This window comes from Pseudarthrobacter quantipunctorum (assembly GCF_045291495.1).
GTDB lineage: Bacteria > Actinomycetota > Actinomycetes > Actinomycetales > Micrococcaceae > Arthrobacter > Arthrobacter quantipunctorum.
Genome location: NZ_CP148033.1, coordinates 2,280,685 through 2,300,300, shown reverse-complemented (window position 1 = coordinate 2,300,300; position 19,616 = coordinate 2,280,685). Strand labels below are relative to the sequence as shown.

Sequence of the window (19,616 nt, the reverse complement as noted above, 5' to 3'; positions counted from 1 at the left end):
GGGACAAACGTGATAGCTCAAATCGACGACGCCCTGCGGTCGCTGGTCCGTTCTGAAGCGCTGGACGGTTCGGAGGTGGATGTGGTGTTCGATGCGCCCACAAAGGATTGGGCCAGCCGGCGGAACGCCCCGACCGTGAACATCTACCTCTACGACATCAGGGAAGATCTCCGCCGGCGGGAACGCGGGCTGTCAGAAGAACGTGGAGATGACGGCTATGTCCGGACCCGCAGGCCGGCGCCCCGCCACTTCAAGCTCTCCTACCTCGTCACCGCGTGGACCCAAAGGCCCGAAGACGAGCACCGCCTGCTGGACCAGCTGCTGCGCTGTTTCCTTAAGCATGAGGCGCTGCCTGATGAACTGGTGGTCGGTCCGCTCGCCGAGACAGGACTCGTGGTCCCCATGACGGTGGGGCTGCCCCCGCCAGAGGACCGCGCGTTTGCGGACGTTTGGTCGGCCCTTGGCGGTGAGCTCAAGCCGTCACTCGACATAGTGGTCATCGCACCGGTTGCTACGGGCATCGTTTACGAAGCGGCACTGCCGGCTTCCAAGGGCACGCACGTGGACATGTCCGACCTGATCGGCGGCGGCACCGATACGGGACGGCACCAGCACGTCCCGCCGCCGGTCTCCGTGCGCGGACCCGCCCGCCGCCACCCGAGGTGACCGTCATGGCGCGGGCACAATGACCAGGGATCCCAGTCTCGCCCACCTGCTTGGCCGCGTGGGGGTGGTGGAGGAGCGGATCCGTCTCCTCGTCGCAACGCGCCGTGCCGATGACCCGCAACCCGATGACCCCTTCCGCGGGCTCTACCTCAGCGACGACGCCGTCGACCGTCTTCTCGGTCAGGAACCTGCAGACCCGGAGGAGGAAGGAAAGGCGGGTCCCGGCGGTTCATCGCGGCTCGAGGAATGCGAGACTCATGCGGATGAGGCCCAGGCCAACGGACACCGGCTGCGGTTGCGGGACCTGACGGACACATTTGGCCTTCAACCCCTCGACGTCGATCTGCTGCTGGTGGCGCTCGCGGCCGATCTTGACCCGCGCTTCGAACAGCTTTTCGGCTACCTGAATGACGACGTCACCCGGCGCCGCCCGTCAGTCGCCGTCGCGCTGGCCCTGTGCGGCAGCCCCCTGTCCGCCGCAGACGGGCGGGCGAGGGTGCTGTCCGGTCCGCTGATCACCGGCGGCCTGCTCGCCGTCGAGGACCCCGAGCGCCCGTTGCCGGGGAGGGCGCTCCGGGTGCCGGACCGCGTCGTCGGCCATCTCCTGGGCGGTGACATGCCCGAACTGTCCCTTCAAGCTGTATTGGCCGAACCCCCGGACGTCGACTGGGGTGATGCGGTGCCGCTAGAACGCGCGCTCCGGGCCGGTGTCCGGCTGGCCTACCTGCGGGAACCGGCCACCGGCTCCGGCCGTGTCCTCGCTGCAAGCGCCCTGACTGCCGCGGGCTACGGAACAGTCCTGCTGGACCTGGCCCGGCTGGCCGCCGAGCGTGATCCGCTTCAACTCATTGACGCCGCCGTGCGGGAAACGCGGCTTCGAGGCGCAGGACTCGTAGCCGGGCCGCTGGCGGCGGTGGCGGACCGGCCCGCCGTGCTCGAATCCCTGCATGCCGAACCGATGCCCGTATTGCTCATTGGCGACGGCACCTGGGATCCGGCATGGACCACCAGGCCTCCGCTCCTGGTGGATGTCCCGGCAAGCACAACCGCCGAACGTTCAAAGCTGTGGCGCACCGCGCTCGGGGCCCTCAATGGGCTCGACATCGGGGCCGCCACCTCGGCGTTCCGGCTGCGTCCCGAGCAGGTGGCCCGGGCCGCCGGATCGGCTCAGGTGCAGGCGACGTTGACCCCCGACGGCCGCCTCACCGCTTCACACCTCGGTGCGGGGGCCAGAGCAGAGAACGGTTCAGCCCTGGACCGCCTGGCCCGGCGGGTGGAGCCGGTGGTGGGCTGGGACGACCTGGTTCTCCCGGACGCCGTCCTCCTGGCGCTGAAGGAAGTGGCACTGCGGGCCAAGCACCGCGAGCAGGTCCTCGGCGACTGGGCGATGCGGCCCGGGGCGGGCCGCGGACACGGCGTGGCCGCCCTGTTTGCTGGAGATTCCGGGACGGGCAAGACCATGTCCGCGGAGGTAGTGGCCCGGGCGCTGGGACTGGACCTGTACGTGGTGGACCTGGCCACCGTCGTCGACAAATACGTGGGTGAGACCGAGAAGAACCTGGAACGGATCTTTACCGCTGCGGCAGGGGTCAATGGCGTCCTGCTCTTCGACGAGGCGGACGCCGTCTTCGGGCGCCGCTCCGAGGTCAAGGACGCCCACGACCGCTACGCCAACATTGAAAGCGCCTACCTCCTCCAGCGGATGGAAACGTTCGACGGCCTGGCCATCCTTGCGACGAACCTGCGGGCAAACATCGACGAGGCGTTCACCCGCCGGCTGGACGTCGTCGTGGATTTCCCGCTGCCGGACGCCGCATACCGCCGCATCCTATGGGACCGCTGCCTCGGGCGGACACTCGGCCGGGCGGGGGACATCGACCTCGCCTTCCTCGGCCAGGCCTTCGAACTGGCCGGCGGGGCGATCCGCTCGGCTGCCGTCACGGCCGCGTACCTGGCGGCGGACGACGGCGGCACGGTCACCATGACCCATCTGGTCACCGCGGTGCAGCGCGAGTACCGCAAGCTGGGGCGGCTGACGCTGGAGAGCGAGTTCGGCCCGTACTGGGGGATGCTGACGGCGGCGCGTCGGTCCGGCGGGTAGGGGGAGGTTGCCCCTTTGGGCACTTTTGGCTGCCCGTTGGTACGCGGCGGCGGGGCTTGCCGGCCCGGAGTGCACGGTGCATCGTCGGTGTAGGTCTGATGAAAGGTGTCCATCATGCGCAGCTATGACCACGACCAGTCCGATGTAGACGGGCTGCTCACCAAACCCGCCCGGAAGGAAGCCGCGGACTCTGCGGTGCTGTTCCGGGCTGCAGCTGCCGGCCGGGCCGACGTCGTCGGCTCCCACGGAATGCTGGCGCTGCAGCGCGCTGTGGGGAACAGCGGCGTCCGCGGCCTGGCCGAGGAAGAGTGGTCACCGGTTCTGGACGTCGTCTCGTCCGGCAGCGGCCGGCCGCTGGAGGAACCGGTCCGGGCCGACATGGAAGACCGGCTGGGCCACAGCTTCTCGGACGTCCGCGTCCATACGGGCGAGGCCGCGCACAATTCTGCTGCGTCCGTGAACGCCCATGCCTACACGGTGGGTTCCAATATCGTTTTCCAGCGCGACAAATACGACCCCGGCTCTGATGCCGGCAGGACGATGATTGCCCATGAATTGACGCACGTGGTCCAGCAGCGGAGCGGGCCCGTGGACGGAACCGCCACGGGCACCGGGGTGCGGGTCAGCGACCCGTCCGACCGGTTTGAACGGGAGGCTGCCGCCACCGCCGAGAGGGCTGTGTCCGCACCCGCAGCCCCGGCGACGGCGCAGCGGACGGCGGGTGCCGCCGTCGTGCAGCGCGACGCGGACGAGGAGACCGCGCAGGGGACGTTCACGGACGGCGCACCTGTCCAGCGCGAAGAGAAAGAGGAAGAGGAAACTGCCCAGGGCTCCTTCGCGGACGCAGGGTCCGTCCAGCGGGAAGAAGCCGAAAAGGAAGAGCCAACGGGCTGACCCAGCCGGTGTGACCCATGGCGACGACATTCCAGGGCGGCCCGGGAAAGGCCCCCGCCCAACGGGCAGGGCGTCCAGTTGCGCTTGTTGTGCCGGCTGTTTCGCGGCAGGCGGCTGGAGCAGCGGGGATCGAGGTCGCCAGCGCCCTCATTGACGGCAGGCGCAGGGCAGGGGCCGATCCGCGCGCCATGCTGGCGCTGCAGCGGCAGGCCGGCAATGCCGCTGTGGGTGCCCTGATGGCAGCGAAGCTGAAGAGTCCGGGGGAGCAGGCAGTCAGCGAGATCGACGCAGCCCTGAAAGAGATCCGCACGGACCAGCCGGTAATCGGCACCGTGGAAAAGGGACTTCAGGCCGCCAAGACTGCAGGCGTGCCGGTGGAGCTCGAAGGACCCAAACCGCCGGCTGCGGCGCTCGCCGTAACGAAGACGGGTTTTGGCCCGGGGTCGGTACCGGCGAAAAAGCCTGCACAGCCGCCCAAGCAGGTGCCTGCCGTCAGTCCTCTGGGGAAAGCCGGTGCCGCGAAGATGCAGGGCGAGGCCAAAGGATCGGCAGCAGGCGAACCCGCCGCCGCCAGCGTAGGCGGGGGAGCGGCGGCCCCAGCCATGCCTGCGCCCCTCGCCCTGCCCGCCGACAAGCTCCTGCAGCCCCCTGTAGCACCGTTTGCGGTCAGGCCTGAGGAGGATCCGGGATTCGCGCAGGTTGCCGGCGCTATCAAGGGCGTTGCACAGTCCCGCAAGGCCCACCCTCCGGCCGCGGCCAAAGCCCAGGAAGCCCAGGGTGCCGCACTTCCGCCTACGGACGATGTTGCAGGCCAGGCCAAGGCCGCCAAAGTCGACGCCATGGACGCCGAGCAGCCGGGCACCTTCGACAAGCAGGCATTCATTGCCGCGGTCAAGGCGGCCATCGAGTCGAAGTCGCCGAAGACCCTTGAGGAAGCGGATGAGTACAGGAAGTCCGGCAAGGCTGGGCAGGCTAAAGGAGAGGTCAAGGGCCTCGTCTCGCAGGGCAAGGAGGGGCAGGCGAAGGACATTGAGGCCGCCACGGAGGCTCCGCCTGACCAGTCGAAGGCGGTTCCGAAGCCCGTCACCCCGATGGCCCAGGAGCAGCCGGGACAGGCTCCGGCCGTCACCGCCGTCGGGGCCGCGCCCAAACCGGCGCCGGCCGACCAAGTCAATCTTGCCGCCGGCCCGCAGCAGGCCAACCAGGAAACGGCCGACGCCGACGTCAGTGAACAGCAGTTGGCCCAGTCCAACGAGCCCGAATTCCAGCAGGGCCTCAAGGACAAGCAGGCCGCTGCCGAGCATGCCCAGACCGCGCCCGTGGAATACCGGCAACAGGAACAGCAGGTCCTTCAGCAAGGCAAAGCGGAAGCCGGCGCCGTCACGGCCGGCGGCGTCTCGGGCATGCAGAACGCCAAGGCTTCGGCGCTGGCCAAACTGGCCGCGGACAAGGGTAAGACCAAATCCAAGGACGAGACCCGCCGCGCCGAAGTGACGGCCAAGGTCCAGGCCATCTTCGCCGCCACTGAGGCGGACGTGAAGAAGACCCTCGACGGGATCGACCCGGAGGTCGATAAAGAGTTTGAGACGGGAGAGGCCGGGGCACGCGCGGCGTTTGAGGCCTATGTTGAGGCGAAGATGTCGGCGTACAAGAAGGACCGGTATGGCGGGTGGCTGGGCGGGTACCGCTGGCTACGGGACAAAATTACGGGCATGCCCCCGAAGGTCAACGAGTTCTATGAAGCCGGCCGCGAGTTGTATCTCTCGAAGATGAACGGCGTCATTTCCCGGGTTGCGGACATCGTCGGGAGGGCCCTGACGGGGGCCAAACAGCGGATAGCCAAGGGCCGCGCCGAGATTTCGACCTACGTTGCGGGTCTCCCGGCCGACCTTCAGAAAGTCGGCGCCGACGCTACCAAGGAAATCGGGGACAAGTTCGAGGCGCTTGAGGGCGAGGTCAACGCAAAGCAGGAATCGGTTGTGGATGCCCTGGCGACCAAGTACGTCGAGGCGGGCAAGGGGCTCAACGACCGCATCGAAGCGCTGCAGGCGGAGAACAAGGGCCTGGTGGACAAGGCGATCGGTGCGCTCAAGGCGATCATCAACACCATCCGCGAGCTTGCCGGGATGCTGAAGAATGTCCTCTCCCGGGCAGCGGGTGTGGTTGGGGACATCATCAAGAACCCCGTGGCGTTCCTGGGCAACCTGATTGAGGGCGTGAAGGGCGGCATCCTCAAGTTTAAGGACAATATTCTGGGCCACCTCAAGAAGGGCCTGATGGGCTGGTTGTTCGGCGCCCTGGCCGAGGGCGGAGTCGAGCTCCCGGAAACCTTCGACCTTAAGGGCATCATCAAGCTGCTCACCTCGATTTTTGGTTTGACGTGGGCCAACATCCGCAACCGGCTGGTCAAGCAGATCGGCGAGCCTGCGATGGCCGCGGTGGAGAAGGGCGTGGAGATCTTCCAGATCATCCGCGGCCAGGGCGTCGCGGGCCTGTGGCAGATGCTCCTGGACAAGCTCGGCAACATCAAGGACATGATCCTCGAGCAGGTGAAGGACTTCGTCATCACGAAGATCATCACCGCAGGCATCACGTGGCTCATCGGCCTGCTCAATCCCGCCGCGGCGTTCATCAAGGCCTGCAAGCTGATCTACGACGTTGTGATGTTCTTCGTGAACAACGCCGAACGGATCATGAAGTTCGTTAACACCATCATCGACTCCGTGGCCGACATCGTCCGCGGCAATGTCAGCGCCGTGGTGAACAAGATCGAGGACGTTCTGGGCCAGATGGTTCCGATCCTCATCGGGTTCCTGGCAAGCGTGATCGGCATCGGCGGCATTGGCCAGAAGATCCGCCAGATCATCGAGACGCTGCAGAAACCGGTGAAACAGGCCCTCGACTTCGTGATCAAGACGGGCCTGAAGCTCGCCGGCCCGATTATTCGAGGGATCAAGGGTTTTGCAGGGAAGGTGAAAGCCGGCGCAAAGAAGCTGGGCCAAAAGGCGCTTGCAAAAGTTCGAGGGGGTGACGATTCGCCCGAGGGGAAGCAGAAGCGACTAGACAAGGCCATGACTGCCGCTCAAGCGCTTGCGAGTCGGTTCTCTGGAAAGCCGGTCTTGGCAAAAATGCTCATACCGCTACTGACAGGCATTCGGCTGAAGTATGGTCTTACTTCCCTGCGGCCGGTCGCTGACGGAGGCATGTGGACTGTCGAGGGTGCGATCAACCCTAGAAGTAAGCGAAAAACAAGAATGAGGGCGACCGCAGAGTCTACCGTAACGGCGAAGCTAAAAGTAAAGATGTCCAAAGCAACGGCCGCTTCCCGTCCTTCTCGACCTCTCAAATCTTCTGGACTTGACCCAGCCGCAGCGCCGCCAGGAGTGGCAGTGCTGTCCCAGGTTGAGCGAGATGAACTCCATGACCGATGGATGGCACTTTATGCATCGGCCCCGGCCAGGGAGGCCGAGCTGTACAAGAAGTGGGCAGCCAATGCGAAAACCGGAAGGCTGCCTGACCCTCGGGCATCTGAACGTGAAATCGCTTGGCTTCACGAGATCATTGGGGCCCGAACTCAGGTCTCGTACCGAGACCGGCAGGAGCAATGGGGCGAGGGAAGCACACGCCCAGATCTTCAAGCTGGTTCGTGGAACATCGAAACCAAGCGATATATCATCATGCGCCAAGGCGGTAAGGGTAAAGCGGAGCTAATAGCCGAGCTTCGAAGGCAGTTCAATGCCAGGCTCGAACATCTGCCAGCACACATGGTGCTTCAAGCGATTATTGTCGACATACGAGGGCAACGCTTAAAGCTTGACGTTATCCAGGATTTAATTGCCGATATCTATGCAGAAGTTGTTGTTGCCGGCTACAGGGAGGCCAAAGCCGCTGGTCTCTGGTATGCCCCGAGCGGCTCCCCGCCGGGCCCAGAGACCGTGACCGTTTTGGCGGGTGACGTGGGTTGAAAGCTCTGCACTAGCGGCCTTCTGACTGTCGGTTGTCAGAAATAATGCTACCGCCCTGCCCCTTCGTGCACCCCATCCTTCCCGTCAGCGCATCCGCTTGGCCGTACCGCGCACCTTCTCCCCGCTGGAACCTTGAATCACGTTTCGGTTCATCGAGGAGACAAAAATGCCAAGCTATCTTTCGCCAGGTGTATACGTCCATGAGGTCGAAGCGGGCACCCGTCCGATCGAGGGCGTGGGCACTGCGGTGGCCGCCTTCGTCGGGCTCGCCGCCAAGGGCCCGGACAACGAACCCACCCTCGTGTCCAACTGGACCCAGTTCTCCGAGACCTTCGGGGACTTCATCCCGGGCTCCTACCTGGCCCACGCCGTGTACGGCTACTTCCTGAACGGCGGAGGTAATTGCTACGTCGTCCGCATTGGCGCTGATGGCCGGCGTGAGGAAAAACCAAAGCAGCAGCCCAAGGCGGTAGCCGCCGCCCCCATGGCGGAACTCGGAGGGTACCGCCTGACGGCCAAGTCCAACGCGGCCAACCCCAAGCCTGTGACCGTGGAAATCGCCGATCCCGGCGGGGAAAATCCCCCCGAAGACCAGTTCAAGATCGTCATCACGGCTGAGGGCAAACCGCCGGAGATCTGGGACAACGTCACCACCAAGCGCGGCGCGAACAACGCCGCAATCAAGGTCAGCGCCGAGTCCAAGATCGTCACCCTCGAGGAAGTCGCCACGGGAGGTGCCCTGATTAAACCGGACAAGGGAACCATCCAGCTGGTCGCCCCCGAACCGGAGCCTGAACCTCCCAGCACCGAAGAACTGAACGTGGACGACTACGTCGGCGACGCCGCCGACCGCACAGGGTTCAGCGGCCTGGAGGCCGTCGACGAGGTCACCATGGTGGCCGTCCCCGACCTGATGGCCGCCTACGAACAGGGCTCCATCGACGGCGAAACCGTGAAGGCCGTCCAGCTTGCCGCCATTGCGCACTGTGAACTGATGGGCGACCGCATCGCCATCATCGACCCGCCCCCAAGCCTGAACGCCCAGCAGATCAAGAACTGGCGCATGGACGGCGGCGGCTACGACTCCAAATTCGCCGCCCTGTACTGGCCCTGGATCAAGACCTTCGACCCCTCCACCGGCACCAGCAGGTTCATCCCCCCGTCCGGCCACATGGCAGGCGTCTGGGCCCGCAACGACGACACCCGCGGCGTCCACAAGGCCCCAGCCAATGAGGTCATCCGCGGCGTCACAAGCCTGCAGACCCAGATCACCAAGACCGAGCAGGAACTGCTGAATCCCCTAGGGGTCAACTGCATCCGCACCTTCCCGGGCCGGGGAATCCGCGTCTGGGGCGCCCGCACCCTGTCCAGCGATGCCGAATGGCGGTACCTGAATGTCCGGCGTCTTTTCAACTACTTGGAGGAGTCAATCCTCCAGGGCACCCAGTGGGCCGTTTTTGAACCGAATGACCCTGCCCTGTGGGCCCGCATCCGGCGCACCATCAGCGCCTTCCTGACGAACGAATGGCGCAAGGGCGCACTCTTCGGGCTTACCCCGGAGCAGGCCTTCTACGTCAAGTGCGACTCGGAAACCAACCCGGCCGAGGGCATCGACGCCGGCCAGGTGGTCTGCCAGATTGGCGTAGCCCCGGTGAAGCCGGCCGAATTCGTTGTCTTCCAGCTATCCCAGTTCTCCGGCGGCACCAGCCTCGTGAGCGAGTAATCCCAGTTCAAAAGGAGCAAGACCATGGCCCTCGGCGATTTTGACAACTCACCGGCCAACGCGTTCACGGTCACGATTGATGGCATCGAAGTGCCCAGGGTGATCGAAGTGAGCGGCCTCAAAACGGAGGTCGACAAGATTGAGCTGAAGCAGCAGACCAAGGACGGAAAGTACGTGGTCCGCCAGCTCATCGGCCGTCCCAAGGCCGGCGAGCTGACCGTCACCAGGGGACTCACCGACAGCAAGACCGTCTCCGACTGGCTCAAGACCGTCATGGAAGGTGACGTCGCCGGTGCCCGGAAGACGGCCGCCGTCGCCCTGCTGGACTATAAGGGCGAGACGCTCAAGACGTACAACTTTGTGAACTGCTGGGTGAAAAGCGTTGAACTGAATTCCCTCAAGGCCGGCGCCACTGAACAGGCCACCGAGAAATTCGTCATCTGCTACGACGAGTCCACCATCTCGTGATGCAGCGGACGCATGGCGCCGCCGTGTTCGCCGACCCGGACGTGAATGACGGGCAGCAACCGGACCGGCAAATTGAAAGGGGAGGGCCAGCCGAGCGCCAGGAGCTCCGCACCGAGTTCAGCTTCGTCCTGCCCCGCGGCTACGTGGACCAGGACGGAACCGTCCACAAGGACGGTGTCATGCGCCTGGCGACGGCCCGCGACGAACTGCTTCCCCTCTACGACGCCCGCGTCCAGGAGAACTCCGCCTACACCACCGTGGTCCTCCTCGGCCGTGTCATCACTTCCCTCGGCACGCTGGCAGCCGTCACGTCAGCGGTGGTGGAGAACATGTTCGCCTCGGACGTCGCTTTCCTACAGGACTTCTACCGCCGCATTAACGCGGAGGGACACACCCGGATAGCCGTCACCTGCCCGGAATGCTCCCACCGGTTCACGGCGGACCTTGCCGGTGGGCGCCTGGGGGAATCATGACGTACGCCCCGGACCGGATCTATGAGGAGGTGGCGTACGTGGCCTACCACTTTCACTGGCCGCTCAACGACATCCTCGATCTGGAACACGGCCAGCGTCTGCGCTACATCCAGGAAATCGCCGGGATTAACACCCGCTTCTCACAGGAGCGGTAGACCATGCGGTGGCCTTGGCAGCGCGAGCGGATCGAGCCCCCAACTGACGACGCCGGCAGGGGACTTCAGCAACAGGCGGCGGCACCGCCCCGCATCCCGCCCGTCGGCTGGGCCTTCCTTCCGCCGCTGCAGCGCACCACCGCAAACATGCAGCTGATCTCCGAACCCGACCGCTTCACCGGCGCCCTCGCCGCCTGGGGCGACCCGTCCTTCACCAGCCCCATGGCGCACCTGGTCAGCACGGCGGCACCGGCAGGGATCATCGACGTCGACGGCGGCGGTCCCGTTGGCGGCGATGGCGCGTACCCGCCGTCGTCCGTGGAAATGACGCTGCTGCCACCCCCGGCTCCGCGCAGCGGCCCCACCCCGCGCAACGCCGGCACCGCGGGCCCGGTCCAGCGTTCAGCGCCTGACGGCGTCACTTCGGCAGGTGCCCCCGGTCCCGTTGGCCGTGGGCTCACCGCAGCAGCGGGCACCTTTCCCGTCCTTCAGCTTTACGCTTCCCCACCGGAGCAAACCAAAGCCGACCCCGGGCAGGGTGCCGCGCCGGAGCACGCCCAGGCACAGCCCGAGCAGGAATCGAAGGCGCCCGAAGAACTTCCGGCAACGGACGTGCCGGTACTGCCGCCTGAGGAGGACATGTCCAGCGTCGCCGTCGCCCCGACTTCCAGCCAGCCCATCCGCACGGTCGGCAGCACCTCCGATGGGAGCGCCACGTACGTGCCCCTGCCGCCCCCGGCAGTGCAGCGGGCACAGCCGCGGACGCCGGACGCCGCAGCGGCGAGGTGGAAAGTGCCGCCCGCGTCGAAACTTGGCCTCGGCATGCCATTGGCCTATTCGGAACCAGCAGGTCAACCGGAGTCATTTGCCGCGGCCGCGTTAAGGCACATCCCTCCGCCGGTCCAGCGTTCAGCTGCCCCGGAACCGTCAGTGCCGGCCCCGGCCACGCGACCAGTTCCAGGATTTGAGGAGTCCCACCCTGCAGATGGTGGCGGACCTGATGGACGCGATGGTGACCACGACCACGGGACCGGCGCCGCCGATACCTTCGTTACGCCCATCAGCGGCGACCCCGTAGGCGGAACGGTCCACCTGCCCCTTCTTGGCCCGCAGGCCGACCCGGCGCCGTTGCCCGCCGTACCGGTACAAGCGACAGACGCCGGCTCGGGGGACGCTTCCAACGATCACGGTGACCAAGGAGCAGCCGGTCCTGGAGAGGTCGAATCTTCAGCTGTTATGCCTGATCGCACCGTGGACAACGCCGGGGAGGACCGGCAGGACGGGCCGGCAGACGGCCAGGAAAACGATGAGCCGGCGATGCATCCGGAACCAACGGTTGCCCCGCTGCTCTCCGCTGGCGGATTGGACGGGTCGCTCGGCAGCCCAGGCCACAGCGTCCCTGACGATGCCCCGGCCACGCACGCGTTTGATGCGGGCGGTATATCCGGCATGCCCCTCGTCTCGCGCTTTGGACCTGCGGTCGGTTATATATCAGGTCCGGAGGAGGCACCCGGTGAGCCTGCGATCACTGACGCAGCCGCTGAGGAGCTGTCCGGCCCCGCGCCGGACGGGGCTCCCGAACACCCCGTCGATCCGCCGGCAGCACCTCCGGACGCCGGCTGGCGGGGCGGGCCTCAAACCGACGACCGCGAGCCTGTGGCCGGTCAAGCAACAACTCCGGAAGCACCCGCTTCGAACGCCGTCCTCCCGCTCCAACGAGCCGTCGAGCCAGCCACTGGCCGCCCGCTCAGCAGCACTTCCGCCGCCCTAGGTGTCGCCACTCCAATGATCAACACCACTCCACAGAGCAACACCGCTCCGCAAAGACCCTTGGCGTTCCGGATGGCACGGACCGCCACGGCCGACTCCACCCCGGACAGCGTGCAACGCCTCACAGAAATGCCGGCCGCACCGCAGCGGGCATCCCTTTCCCCAGGGTCCTTTACTGCTGCCGACCTGGGGCGCGCAGCACAAGGATCCACGTCCGCCGTTGCACCAAACGCACCGCCGAGCCTCCACGGATACCCCGGACCTGATGTTATGCCGGTGCCGCTATCGGGCCTTCCCGGAATCAACAGCCCTGAAGGCCCCGGCGGCCCGGCCTACGAGCCTGTTCCCCTGCAGCTGTCCGTTGCCGGCGCCGTTGCCTGGCCGGTGGAAGCGCCCCAGGTGACTGCCGCCGTCGGCCGCTCCATTCAGCGAACCCTTGCGCCAGAAGCCCCAGCCTCTGCTGCTGGCGGTGGGCCATGGTCCGCACCCGACTCCTGGCGGCCGGCGGAACTGATCCCCGCAGCGGCGGGCCCAATGACCCAAGTCGGGGGACGGGGACCGGTGAACTTGCAGCGCTCGGCTGCTTCGTCGTCGGCTCTTGCTCATCCTGTCCGGCCGGATCCTGATGGCTCTGCTTTTGGCGCAGGAACCGTACCCGGCGCAGCCTTTCCAGAAGCGACGAACGTAGCACCGACCTTGGACAACCCTTCGGGGCCCGCTGTACTGGCCCTAGCGCTACAGCCCGTGTCCCGGACCGTCGGCGACGCCACCGCTCAAAGGGACGCAGCTGATCCGGCCCCTTGGGCGGGGTCGCGGACCGGTGTCCCCGCCCAAGGGGCCGGGAGCGTCGGAGGACCCTCCGCTGCGGCTTCACCGAGTTCATTTGATACCGAGACATCGGTGCAGGCCGACGCCGGGTCGCCTCCCGCCGGGGCAGGCCAGCCGGTTACAGGGGCGGCCGCCATCGGCCCTGCAGGAAAACAGGCAGCAGGCGCACCGGCGGCCACGCCTGAACAGTTGGAGGAACTGGCCAAGCGGCTTACCGGGCCGCTGATCCGCCGCATCAAGGCAGAAATGCTGCTGGACCGCGAGCGCCGCGGCCTGCGGACCGATGTGAACTGAGGAAACAATGCTCGAGGATGTGGATACCGCCGTCAGTGTCCGGTACACCTTGGCCCTGGACCACGCGGACCTGGGGACGTTCGCCACGTGCGAGGGCCTGGGATGTGAAGTGGTCATCGAATCCAGGGAGGAAGGCGGAAACAACGCCTTCATCTGGCAACTGCCCACCCGGCTTAAGTATCCAAACATCACCCTGACCAGGCCACTGGGAAAAGATACGGAAAAGATCGCCAAGTGGTTCGCCGGGATCGCAACCGGCTACACACGCTGTACCGGCATCATCGAAGTCATGACCTCAAACGGCAGAAAGATTGCTGGCTGGGAACTCTACGACGTGGTGCCCGTGCGGTGGAAGGGCCCGTCGCTGAACCCGGACCAGCCGAAAGTCATCATGGAGTCGCTGGAGATCGCCCACCATGGCTTTGTCTCGAAAATGGGCGGGTAGGCGGCTGACATGGCAAAAGGCGCACTCGAAGCCCGGGCCGCGGCAGAGCAAGATGACAATCCCGCGGCTGCTGCGGCAGCCGCGGCCGGCCGCGGTCCCCGCAGCGGAGGGGAGGAAGCGCTTAAGCTCTCGCACGCATACCTGATCCTCTCCGAACCTTCTGTCGACGGTTCACTGGACAAACCGGGCCCGCAGTTCGGGTTGATCCATTTCCAGTTCAACCCCAAGGAGCTGAGTCTGGGAAAGGCGGCTTCGTGGGTACGCCAGACAGCCAAGGGCAATAAGAAGGCGGGAGCCCCGCAGTACCTGGGCGCCATGCCCTCCAAGATCACGCTTGAGATGTTCTTTGACGCCTCCGGAAAGCAGGATGACTCCGTGGTGAAGCGCGTCCAGCAGTTATTCGACTGTTGCACGCCCACGCCGGCGTCAGTGCAGGCCGGGAAGGGCTCGCCGCCGTGGGTGATGTTTCGGTGGGGTCAGCACACTGAATTCCATGCCTACGTGGCCAGCGTGCAGGCCAAGTACACGCTGTTTACGGCCGCGGGAATCCCCATCCGCGCCACGTGCACCGTGGCCCTGGAGGAGATCGCCGGGGATCCGCCGAAACAGAACCCCACCTCAGGAGGCCTCGTACCGCGCCGCGTTCACACCATCATTGAGGGGGATACTCTGGCAGGCATCGCCTATAAGGAATATGGAAACGCATCCCTGTGGCGGGCTGTGGCCACTGTCAACCGGATTGACGATCCCATGCGCCTGCGCCCGGGAACCTCCATCATGCTGCCCGCTGTAACCGAGCTTCCCGCCGGGGCTCCCACTGACCGTGTTGCGCAGGAGGGGGTGGCTGTCCGTGGCCTTCAATGAAGAGTTCAGCAACATGCTGTTGGTGGAAGTCGCCGGGACGCCAATTCCGCCCGACATCGCCGCACGTTTGGTGTCCGGCTATGTGGACGACAGCAGCAACGTTCCGGACCTCTTTGTGCTCCGCTTCAGCGATGAATATTCGACGGTCCTGGACAAGGCTGGCTTCAAGGTTGGCGTGCCGGTCCAGTTGCTGGTGCAGCAGAGCGGGCCGGGTGGCCCAGCGCCGCTGCTGTCGGGGGAAGTCACGGCTTTGGAAACCGAGATGGACCATGATGGCCTGTACACGATCGTCCGGGGCCTGGACCATTCCCATCGGCTGTTCCGGGGCCGCAGGGTGGAAGCATACCTGCAGAGCACTGCCGCGGACATAGTCCGCAAGGTCGCCCAGCGAGCAGGGATCAAGGCCGGCAAGGTCGACGCGAAGGGCCCGGTGCTGCAGCATGTGGCACAGGACGGCATCAGCGACTGGGATTTCCTGCATCGGCTGGCAGTGGAAGCCGGGGTGGTCCTGTCCGTCTCCGGCGGGGCGCTGCACTTCACAGCCTCCACCGACGCCGCCACGGCACCTCCGGACGCCGCCGGGGCCAGGAGCGAGCCCCTGATCCTTCAGCGCGGCGTGAACCTGGTGTCCCTCCGCGGCACGGTGACCTCCGCGGACCAGGTCCCGGACGTGGAAGTCCGGGGATGGGACGTCACAGCAAAGCGGGCCATCGTCGCCGTCGCGGCCGCGAAGACCAACAGCGCCAAGCTTCCGGATGCGAACCCCGCCGACCTTGCCAAGACCTTCCAGAGCCCCAGGTACATCGCGCCTGCCACAGCGTACGACCAGGCGGCACAATGCGACGCGACGGCGGCCGCCCTGGCATCCCACCTGGGCGGGGCCTTTGCCGAGCTCGACGGCGTTGCCCGCGGAAACCCCAAGCTGCGGACCGGCGCCGCAGTCTCGCTGAAAGGCGCCGGCAAGCCGTTCGACGGCATGTACACCCTGAGCTCCACGCGCCACGATTTCAGCCCGCACAGCGGCTACCTCACCTCCTTCGCCGTTAGCCACGAATCCGAACGGTCACTCTACGGAGTTGCCTCCGGCGCAAACAGCAGGACGGCTGTTCCCGGTGTCGTCAACGCCGTAGTGACCGCTGCGAAGGATCCGGAGAACCAAGGCAGGGTCAAGGTCAAGTTCCCGGTCCTCTCCGACAACTACGAGAGCTGGTGGGCGCGGACCGTCCAGGCGGGCGCAGGCGCCTCGCGCGGCGCCGTCGTCCTCCCCGAAGTGGGGGACGAGGTCCTCGTCGCCTTCGGACACGGAAGTTTCCAGCAGCCCTTCGTCCTGGGCGGCCTTTACAACGGCAAGGACAAACCGGACAAACCGTGGGCAGACCACGTGGGTTCCACGGACGGCGCCGTGCAACGCCGGGCCTTCGTGTCCCGCTCGGGAATGCTGGTCGAGTTCCTGGAATCGCCCGACGGCGAACAACTCACCGTCAGCACACAGGGCGGCGAGCAGAAGATCTCGCTTATCCAGAAACCGGACGCAGCAATCGAGATCCTTTCGGAGGGACCCGTCACCGTGACGGCCAAGAAGGATGTTTCGGTAACCACGACCACCGGCGAGGTGACCATCAAAGGCAAAAAAGTGACCCTGGAAGCCTCCACCGGCCTGGAGCTGAAAGGCGCCACGGTGAAAATCACCGGAAGCGCATCAGCCGAACTCAAGGCACCCAGCGTGAAGGTGGCAGGGGACGCGACGGCCGAACTTACCGCCGGCGCCACCACCACCGTGAGAGGCGGCATGGTCCGCATCAACTGACCGAACACAGGCGTTCCAGACTGACGAGAGGAGGCAAGGGCGTGGGACAAGAATTCATTGGCGCCGGTTGGGCGTTCCCGCTGCGCACCGACAGGACAGGCGGCATCGCGCTGGTCCACGACCAGCGCGAGATTGAAGAAAGCATCCACCTGATCCTTGCCACGTCACCGGGGGAGCGGCCCATGCGACCCGAGTTTGGCTGCGCCGTCCACGACTACGTTTTCGCACCCGCCGACGCAGCCACGGCCGGGGACATTGCCTACGTGGTCCGGGTGGCCCTGAACCGTTGGGAGCCCCGGATTGACCTCGAAAACGTGCTGGTCCATTTTGACGGTGTTGACGACGGCGTGCTTCTGATTGACATCCAATACACCATCAGGGGGACCAACGACCCCCGCAACCTGGTCTTCCCCTTCTATGTCATCCCGCGCAACGGCGAAGAGCGTGACTACTGATGCTGCCCTCACCCAACCTTGATGACCGCCGGTTCCAAGACCTCGTGGACGACGCGAAACGCCTCGTTGCGAACTATTGCCCGGAGTGGACGGACCACAACGTCTCCGATCCGGGCGTAACGCTCATCGAATCCTTCGCTTTCATGGTTGACCAGCTGTTTTACCGGCTCAACCGCGTGCCGGACCGCCTGTACGTCGCATTCCTGGAGCTCCTGGGCGTCACCCTCCACCCGCCGACGGCGGCCTCAGCCGAACTCCTGATGTGGCTCTCCGCCCCCCAGCCGGACGCCGTCGTAATCCCAGCCGGAACAGAAGCTTCCACACGGCGGACCGAGGAGGAAGAGGCAGTGGTGTTCACGACCACGCGGGAGCTGACCATTCCGCCCCGCCGCCTGGCGTATGTCATGGCGCAGGGGAGCGGCGGCACACCGGTGCCGCATGCCGAGGTACTGCACGGAGACAGCGGCTTCGCCTGCTTTGGCACTCCGCCGGCGCTCGGGGATGCGTTGCTGCTCGGGTTGAACGATCAGGCGCCATCCTGCGCGGTTGCCCTCCGGTTTGAGTGCGAAGTCAGGGGAGTCGGAGTCAACCCGCGGAACCCTCCCCTCGTATGGGAGGCGTGGAACGGCGCTGACTGGATCGCCTGCGAGCTCGACAGCGACGGGACCGGAGGCCTGAACCGGCCAGGTGACGTAGTCATCCACCTTCCCGACACGCACGCGGCTTCCCTGTTGGGCGGGTCCCGGGCAGGTTGGCTGCGGTGCCGCGTCGTTGAGCCGCCACCGGGGTACCCGTCCTACAGCGCATCGCCCATAGTCCGGTCGGCCAGCGCGTTCACCATCGGCGGTTCCGTGCCGGCCGTCCATGCGGAGACCATCACCGATGAAATCATCGGCATGTCAGAGGGCGTTCCCGGGGAGAGCTTCGAACTGGGCAGACGTCCCGTTGTGCCCGGCGGTGAGGATTTCATTGTCGAGATCGCTGCCGGGCCAGGCTGGGAATCCTGGACGGAGGTGGACTCGTTTGCGGGGTGCGGACCGAAGGACCATGTGGTTGTAGTCGACCGCACAGCGGGAACTGTGCACTTCCCGCCCGCCGTCCGCGAACCTGACGGTTCGCTGCGGCACTTCGGGGCAGTGCCGCCGGCCGGCAGCCCCGTCAGGGTGCCGCGTTACCGCACCGGGGGAGGACCGCGCGGGAACGTGGCTGCCCGGGCAGTATCAGTGCTGCGGTCAACGATTCCCTTCGTCAACAGCGTCGAGAACCGGCGGGCTGCCCACGGGGGCGTGGCTCCGGAAACGATCGAGCAGGCCAAAATCCGGGGGCCTTTGGCTTTGCGGACCCGGGACCGGGCCATCACCGCCGAGGACTACGAACAGCTTGCGAAGCGGGCGGCGCCGGACGTAGCCCGGGTCCGCTGCATTCCGGCGCTGGCAGAGGACGAGGCCGGCGGGGTGCGGGTGCTGGTGGTCCCGGCAGCGGTGCCGGACAAGGAAGAACGCCTCGCATTCGAGGACCTGGTGCCCGATGATAAAACGCTCTCCGCCATTGCGTCGTACCTGGATGCTCGGCGACCGGTGGGCGCACGGGTTCTCGTGGAACCGCCCTTTTACCGCGGTGTTACGGTCGTGGCCAGGCTGACGGCACGGCCCAGGATTTCCCGCGAGGTCCTGCAGCGGGAGGCCCTGCGGGCGCTCTACCGGTACTTCGACCCCATCCGCGGCGGCCCTGATGGCGACGGCTGGCCTTTTGGCCGTCCCGTTCACGCCGGGGAAGTCCACGCGGTGCTTCAGGGACTGTCCGGAACGGAAATCGTGGACGAGGTGCTCGTGTTCGCCGCGGACCCCATTACGGGCCGGCGCGGGGAACCGCTGCAGCAGGTCGAGGTGGAACGCAATGCCCTGGTCTTCTCCTTCGACCACCGCGTTCGCGTATCGGAAGGTGCATGAGATGCGGGGGATGGTCAGAGGACTGCCCAGCGCGGTGCCGCTGGCACCGCAACTCCCGGCCGTCCTACAGGAAGACGCTTTCCTGCGCAGGTTCCTGATGGCTTTCGACGACGCCCTTGCGCCGGTGTTCACCACCCTGGACGGCCTGCCCTCCTACTTTGACCCCCGCTTGGCGCCCGAGGATTTCCTCGATTGGCTGGCCGACTGGGTGGGCGTTCGGCTGGACGAGACCTGGCCCGCATCCCAGCGGCGAGCTGTTGTTGCCAATGCAGCAGCCATCCACCGCCGCCGTGGCACTGTCGCCGGAGTGGCGGACGCCGTACGGCTTGCGGTGGGAGGGGTGCTGGATGTGAGGGTCGATGACAGCGGCGGCGCCACGTGGTCCTCGACTCCGGGTGGGCGCCTTCCCGGAAACGCTGCTGCGTTGTTGCACGTTCGCGTGTACGCCTCCGCGGTGGAGGACGTGAATGTGCGGCGCCTGGAAGGAATAGTCAACGCTGTGAAGCCGGCCCACGTTCCCCACACCTTGGAAGTAGTGCCGCGAGTTACCCGTCTGCCTGACGATTCCTGAGGAGGCCCAGGTGTTGATCTGCGGAGAATGCAGTACGCGAAATAACGACGGCGAGAGCTTCTGCGCCAACTGCGGAGCCTACCTCGTATGGCAGGGTGATCAGGAGAAACCTTCAAGAGATGCAAAAGCAGGGCCGGAGGCGGACCCCGGTGACGGAAAGACGGTTCTCATGCCGAAGGTCCCGGCGC

At 66.0% G+C, this 19,616-nt stretch carries 15 protein-coding genes; all 15 read left to right on the top strand.

All coding sequences use genetic code 11. From position 1 onward, the window contains the following. Positions 1-9 precede the first annotated feature (9 nt). Complete coding sequence (locus tag WHH00_RS10465; protein ID WP_406632575.1) at positions 10-666, top strand: DUF4255 domain-containing protein; 657 nt, start codon at positions 10-12, stop codon at positions 664-666. A gap of 19 nt (positions 667-685) precedes the next feature. Further along, positions 686-2,767 (top strand): ATP-binding protein, encoded by a 2,082-nt coding sequence (locus WHH00_RS10460; protein WP_406632573.1) that lies wholly within the window; start codon positions 686-688, stop codon positions 2,765-2,767. A 114-nt stretch (positions 2,768-2,881) separates the two neighbouring features. Next, on the top strand, positions 2,882-3,661 hold the full coding sequence (locus WHH00_RS10455) for a DUF4157 domain-containing protein (protein ID WP_406632571.1): 780 nt from the start codon (positions 2,882-2,884) through the stop codon (positions 3,659-3,661). 188 nt (positions 3,662-3,849) lie between these two features. Next, positions 3,850-7,626 carry a hypothetical protein gene (locus WHH00_RS10450; protein ID WP_406632569.1) on the top strand — a complete coding sequence of 1,259 codons (3,777 nt, stop codon included), beginning with the start codon at positions 3,850-3,852 and terminating at the stop codon, positions 7,624-7,626. Between the two features lie 166 nt (positions 7,627-7,792). Next, the gene (locus tag WHH00_RS10445) at positions 7,793-9,349 is read left to right on the top strand and encodes a phage tail sheath family protein (RefSeq protein WP_406632567.1); all 1,557 of its coding nucleotides are present in this window, start codon (positions 7,793-7,795) and stop codon (positions 9,347-9,349) included. A gap of 24 nt (positions 9,350-9,373) precedes the next feature. Continuing rightward, a complete protein-coding gene (locus WHH00_RS10440) occupies positions 9,374-9,817 on the top strand; it encodes a phage tail protein (protein ID WP_231455407.1) in 444 nt (147 codons plus the stop codon). Then, entirely contained in the window at positions 9,817-10,290 is a 474-nt protein-coding gene (locus WHH00_RS10435) for a hypothetical protein (RefSeq protein WP_406632564.1), read from the top strand. The genes WHH00_RS10440 and WHH00_RS10435 overlap by 1 nt, the downstream gene beginning before the upstream one ends. Continuing rightward, positions 10,287-10,445, top strand: a complete 159-nt coding sequence (locus tag WHH00_RS10430; protein WP_406632562.1) for a DUF6760 family protein — start codon at positions 10,287-10,289, stop codon at positions 10,443-10,445. Before WHH00_RS10435 ends, WHH00_RS10430 begins: the two co-directional genes overlap by 4 nt. Before the next feature lie 3 nt (positions 10,446-10,448). Continuing rightward, positions 10,449-13,337, top strand: a complete 2,889-nt coding sequence (locus WHH00_RS10425; RefSeq protein ID WP_406632560.1) for a hypothetical protein — start codon at positions 10,449-10,451, stop codon at positions 13,335-13,337. Between the two features lie 7 nt (positions 13,338-13,344). Continuing rightward, the gene (locus WHH00_RS10420; protein ID WP_231455403.1) at positions 13,345-13,782 is read left to right on the top strand and encodes a phage tail protein; all 438 of its coding nucleotides are present in this window, start codon (positions 13,345-13,347) and stop codon (positions 13,780-13,782) included. A 9-nt stretch (positions 13,783-13,791) separates the two neighbouring features. Continuing rightward, positions 13,792-14,646 (top strand): peptidase M23, encoded by an 855-nt coding sequence (locus tag WHH00_RS10415; RefSeq protein ID WP_406632558.1) that lies wholly within the window; start codon positions 13,792-13,794, stop codon positions 14,644-14,646. Continuing rightward, the gene (locus tag WHH00_RS10410; RefSeq protein ID WP_406632556.1) at positions 14,633-16,453 is read left to right on the top strand and encodes a VgrG-related protein; all 1,821 of its coding nucleotides are present in this window, start codon (positions 14,633-14,635) and stop codon (positions 16,451-16,453) included. The genes WHH00_RS10415 and WHH00_RS10410 overlap by 14 nt, the downstream gene beginning before the upstream one ends. Positions 16,454-16,494: 41 nt before the next feature. Beyond that, positions 16,495-16,908, top strand: a complete 414-nt coding sequence (locus WHH00_RS10405) for a GPW/gp25 family protein (RefSeq protein WP_231455400.1) — start codon at positions 16,495-16,497, stop codon at positions 16,906-16,908. Beyond that, a complete protein-coding gene (locus WHH00_RS10400) occupies positions 16,908-18,857 on the top strand; it encodes a putative baseplate assembly protein (RefSeq protein ID WP_406632554.1) in 1,950 nt (649 codons plus the stop codon). The genes WHH00_RS10405 and WHH00_RS10400 overlap by 1 nt, the downstream gene beginning before the upstream one ends. A gap of 10 nt (positions 18,858-18,867) precedes the next feature. Then, on the top strand, positions 18,868-19,428 hold the full coding sequence (locus WHH00_RS10395) for a phage tail protein I (protein WP_406632552.1): 561 nt from the start codon (positions 18,868-18,870) through the stop codon (positions 19,426-19,428). The last annotated feature ends 188 nt before the right edge of the window (positions 19,429-19,616 follow it).

Excerpts from the sequence above, each read along its gene's own strand:
- WHH00_RS10450 (WP_406632569.1), top strand. The coding sequence starts at position 3,850 with ATGCTGGCGCTGCAGCGGCAGGCCGGCAATGCCGCTGTGGGTGCCCTG.
- WHH00_RS10455 (WP_406632571.1), top strand. The coding sequence starts at position 2,882 with ATGCGCAGCTATGACCACGACCAGTCCGATGTAGACGGGCTGCTCACC.
- WHH00_RS10435 (WP_406632564.1), top strand. The coding sequence starts at position 9,817 with ATGCAGCGGACGCATGGCGCCGCCGTGTTCGCCGACCCGGACGTGAAT.
- WHH00_RS10425 (WP_406632560.1), top strand. The coding sequence starts at position 10,449 with ATGCGGTGGCCTTGGCAGCGCGAGCGGATCGAGCCCCCAACTGACGAC.
- WHH00_RS10445 (WP_406632567.1), top strand. The coding sequence starts at position 7,793 with ATGCCAAGCTATCTTTCGCCAGGTGTATACGTCCATGAGGTCGAAGCG.
- WHH00_RS10460 (WP_406632573.1), top strand. The coding sequence starts at position 686 with ATGACCAGGGATCCCAGTCTCGCCCACCTGCTTGGCCGCGTGGGGGTG.
- WHH00_RS10430 (WP_406632562.1), top strand. The coding sequence starts at position 10,287 with ATGACGTACGCCCCGGACCGGATCTATGAGGAGGTGGCGTACGTGGCC.
- WHH00_RS10415 (WP_406632558.1), top strand. The coding sequence starts at position 13,792 with ATGGCAAAAGGCGCACTCGAAGCCCGGGCCGCGGCAGAGCAAGATGAC.
- WHH00_RS10395 (WP_406632552.1), top strand. The coding sequence starts at position 18,868 with ATGGTCAGAGGACTGCCCAGCGCGGTGCCGCTGGCACCGCAACTCCCG.
- WHH00_RS10400 (WP_406632554.1), top strand. The coding sequence starts at position 16,908 with ATGCTGCCCTCACCCAACCTTGATGACCGCCGGTTCCAAGACCTCGTG.
- WHH00_RS10420 (WP_231455403.1), top strand. The coding sequence starts at position 13,345 with ATGCTCGAGGATGTGGATACCGCCGTCAGTGTCCGGTACACCTTGGCC.
- WHH00_RS10440 (WP_231455407.1), top strand. The coding sequence starts at position 9,374 with ATGGCCCTCGGCGATTTTGACAACTCACCGGCCAACGCGTTCACGGTC.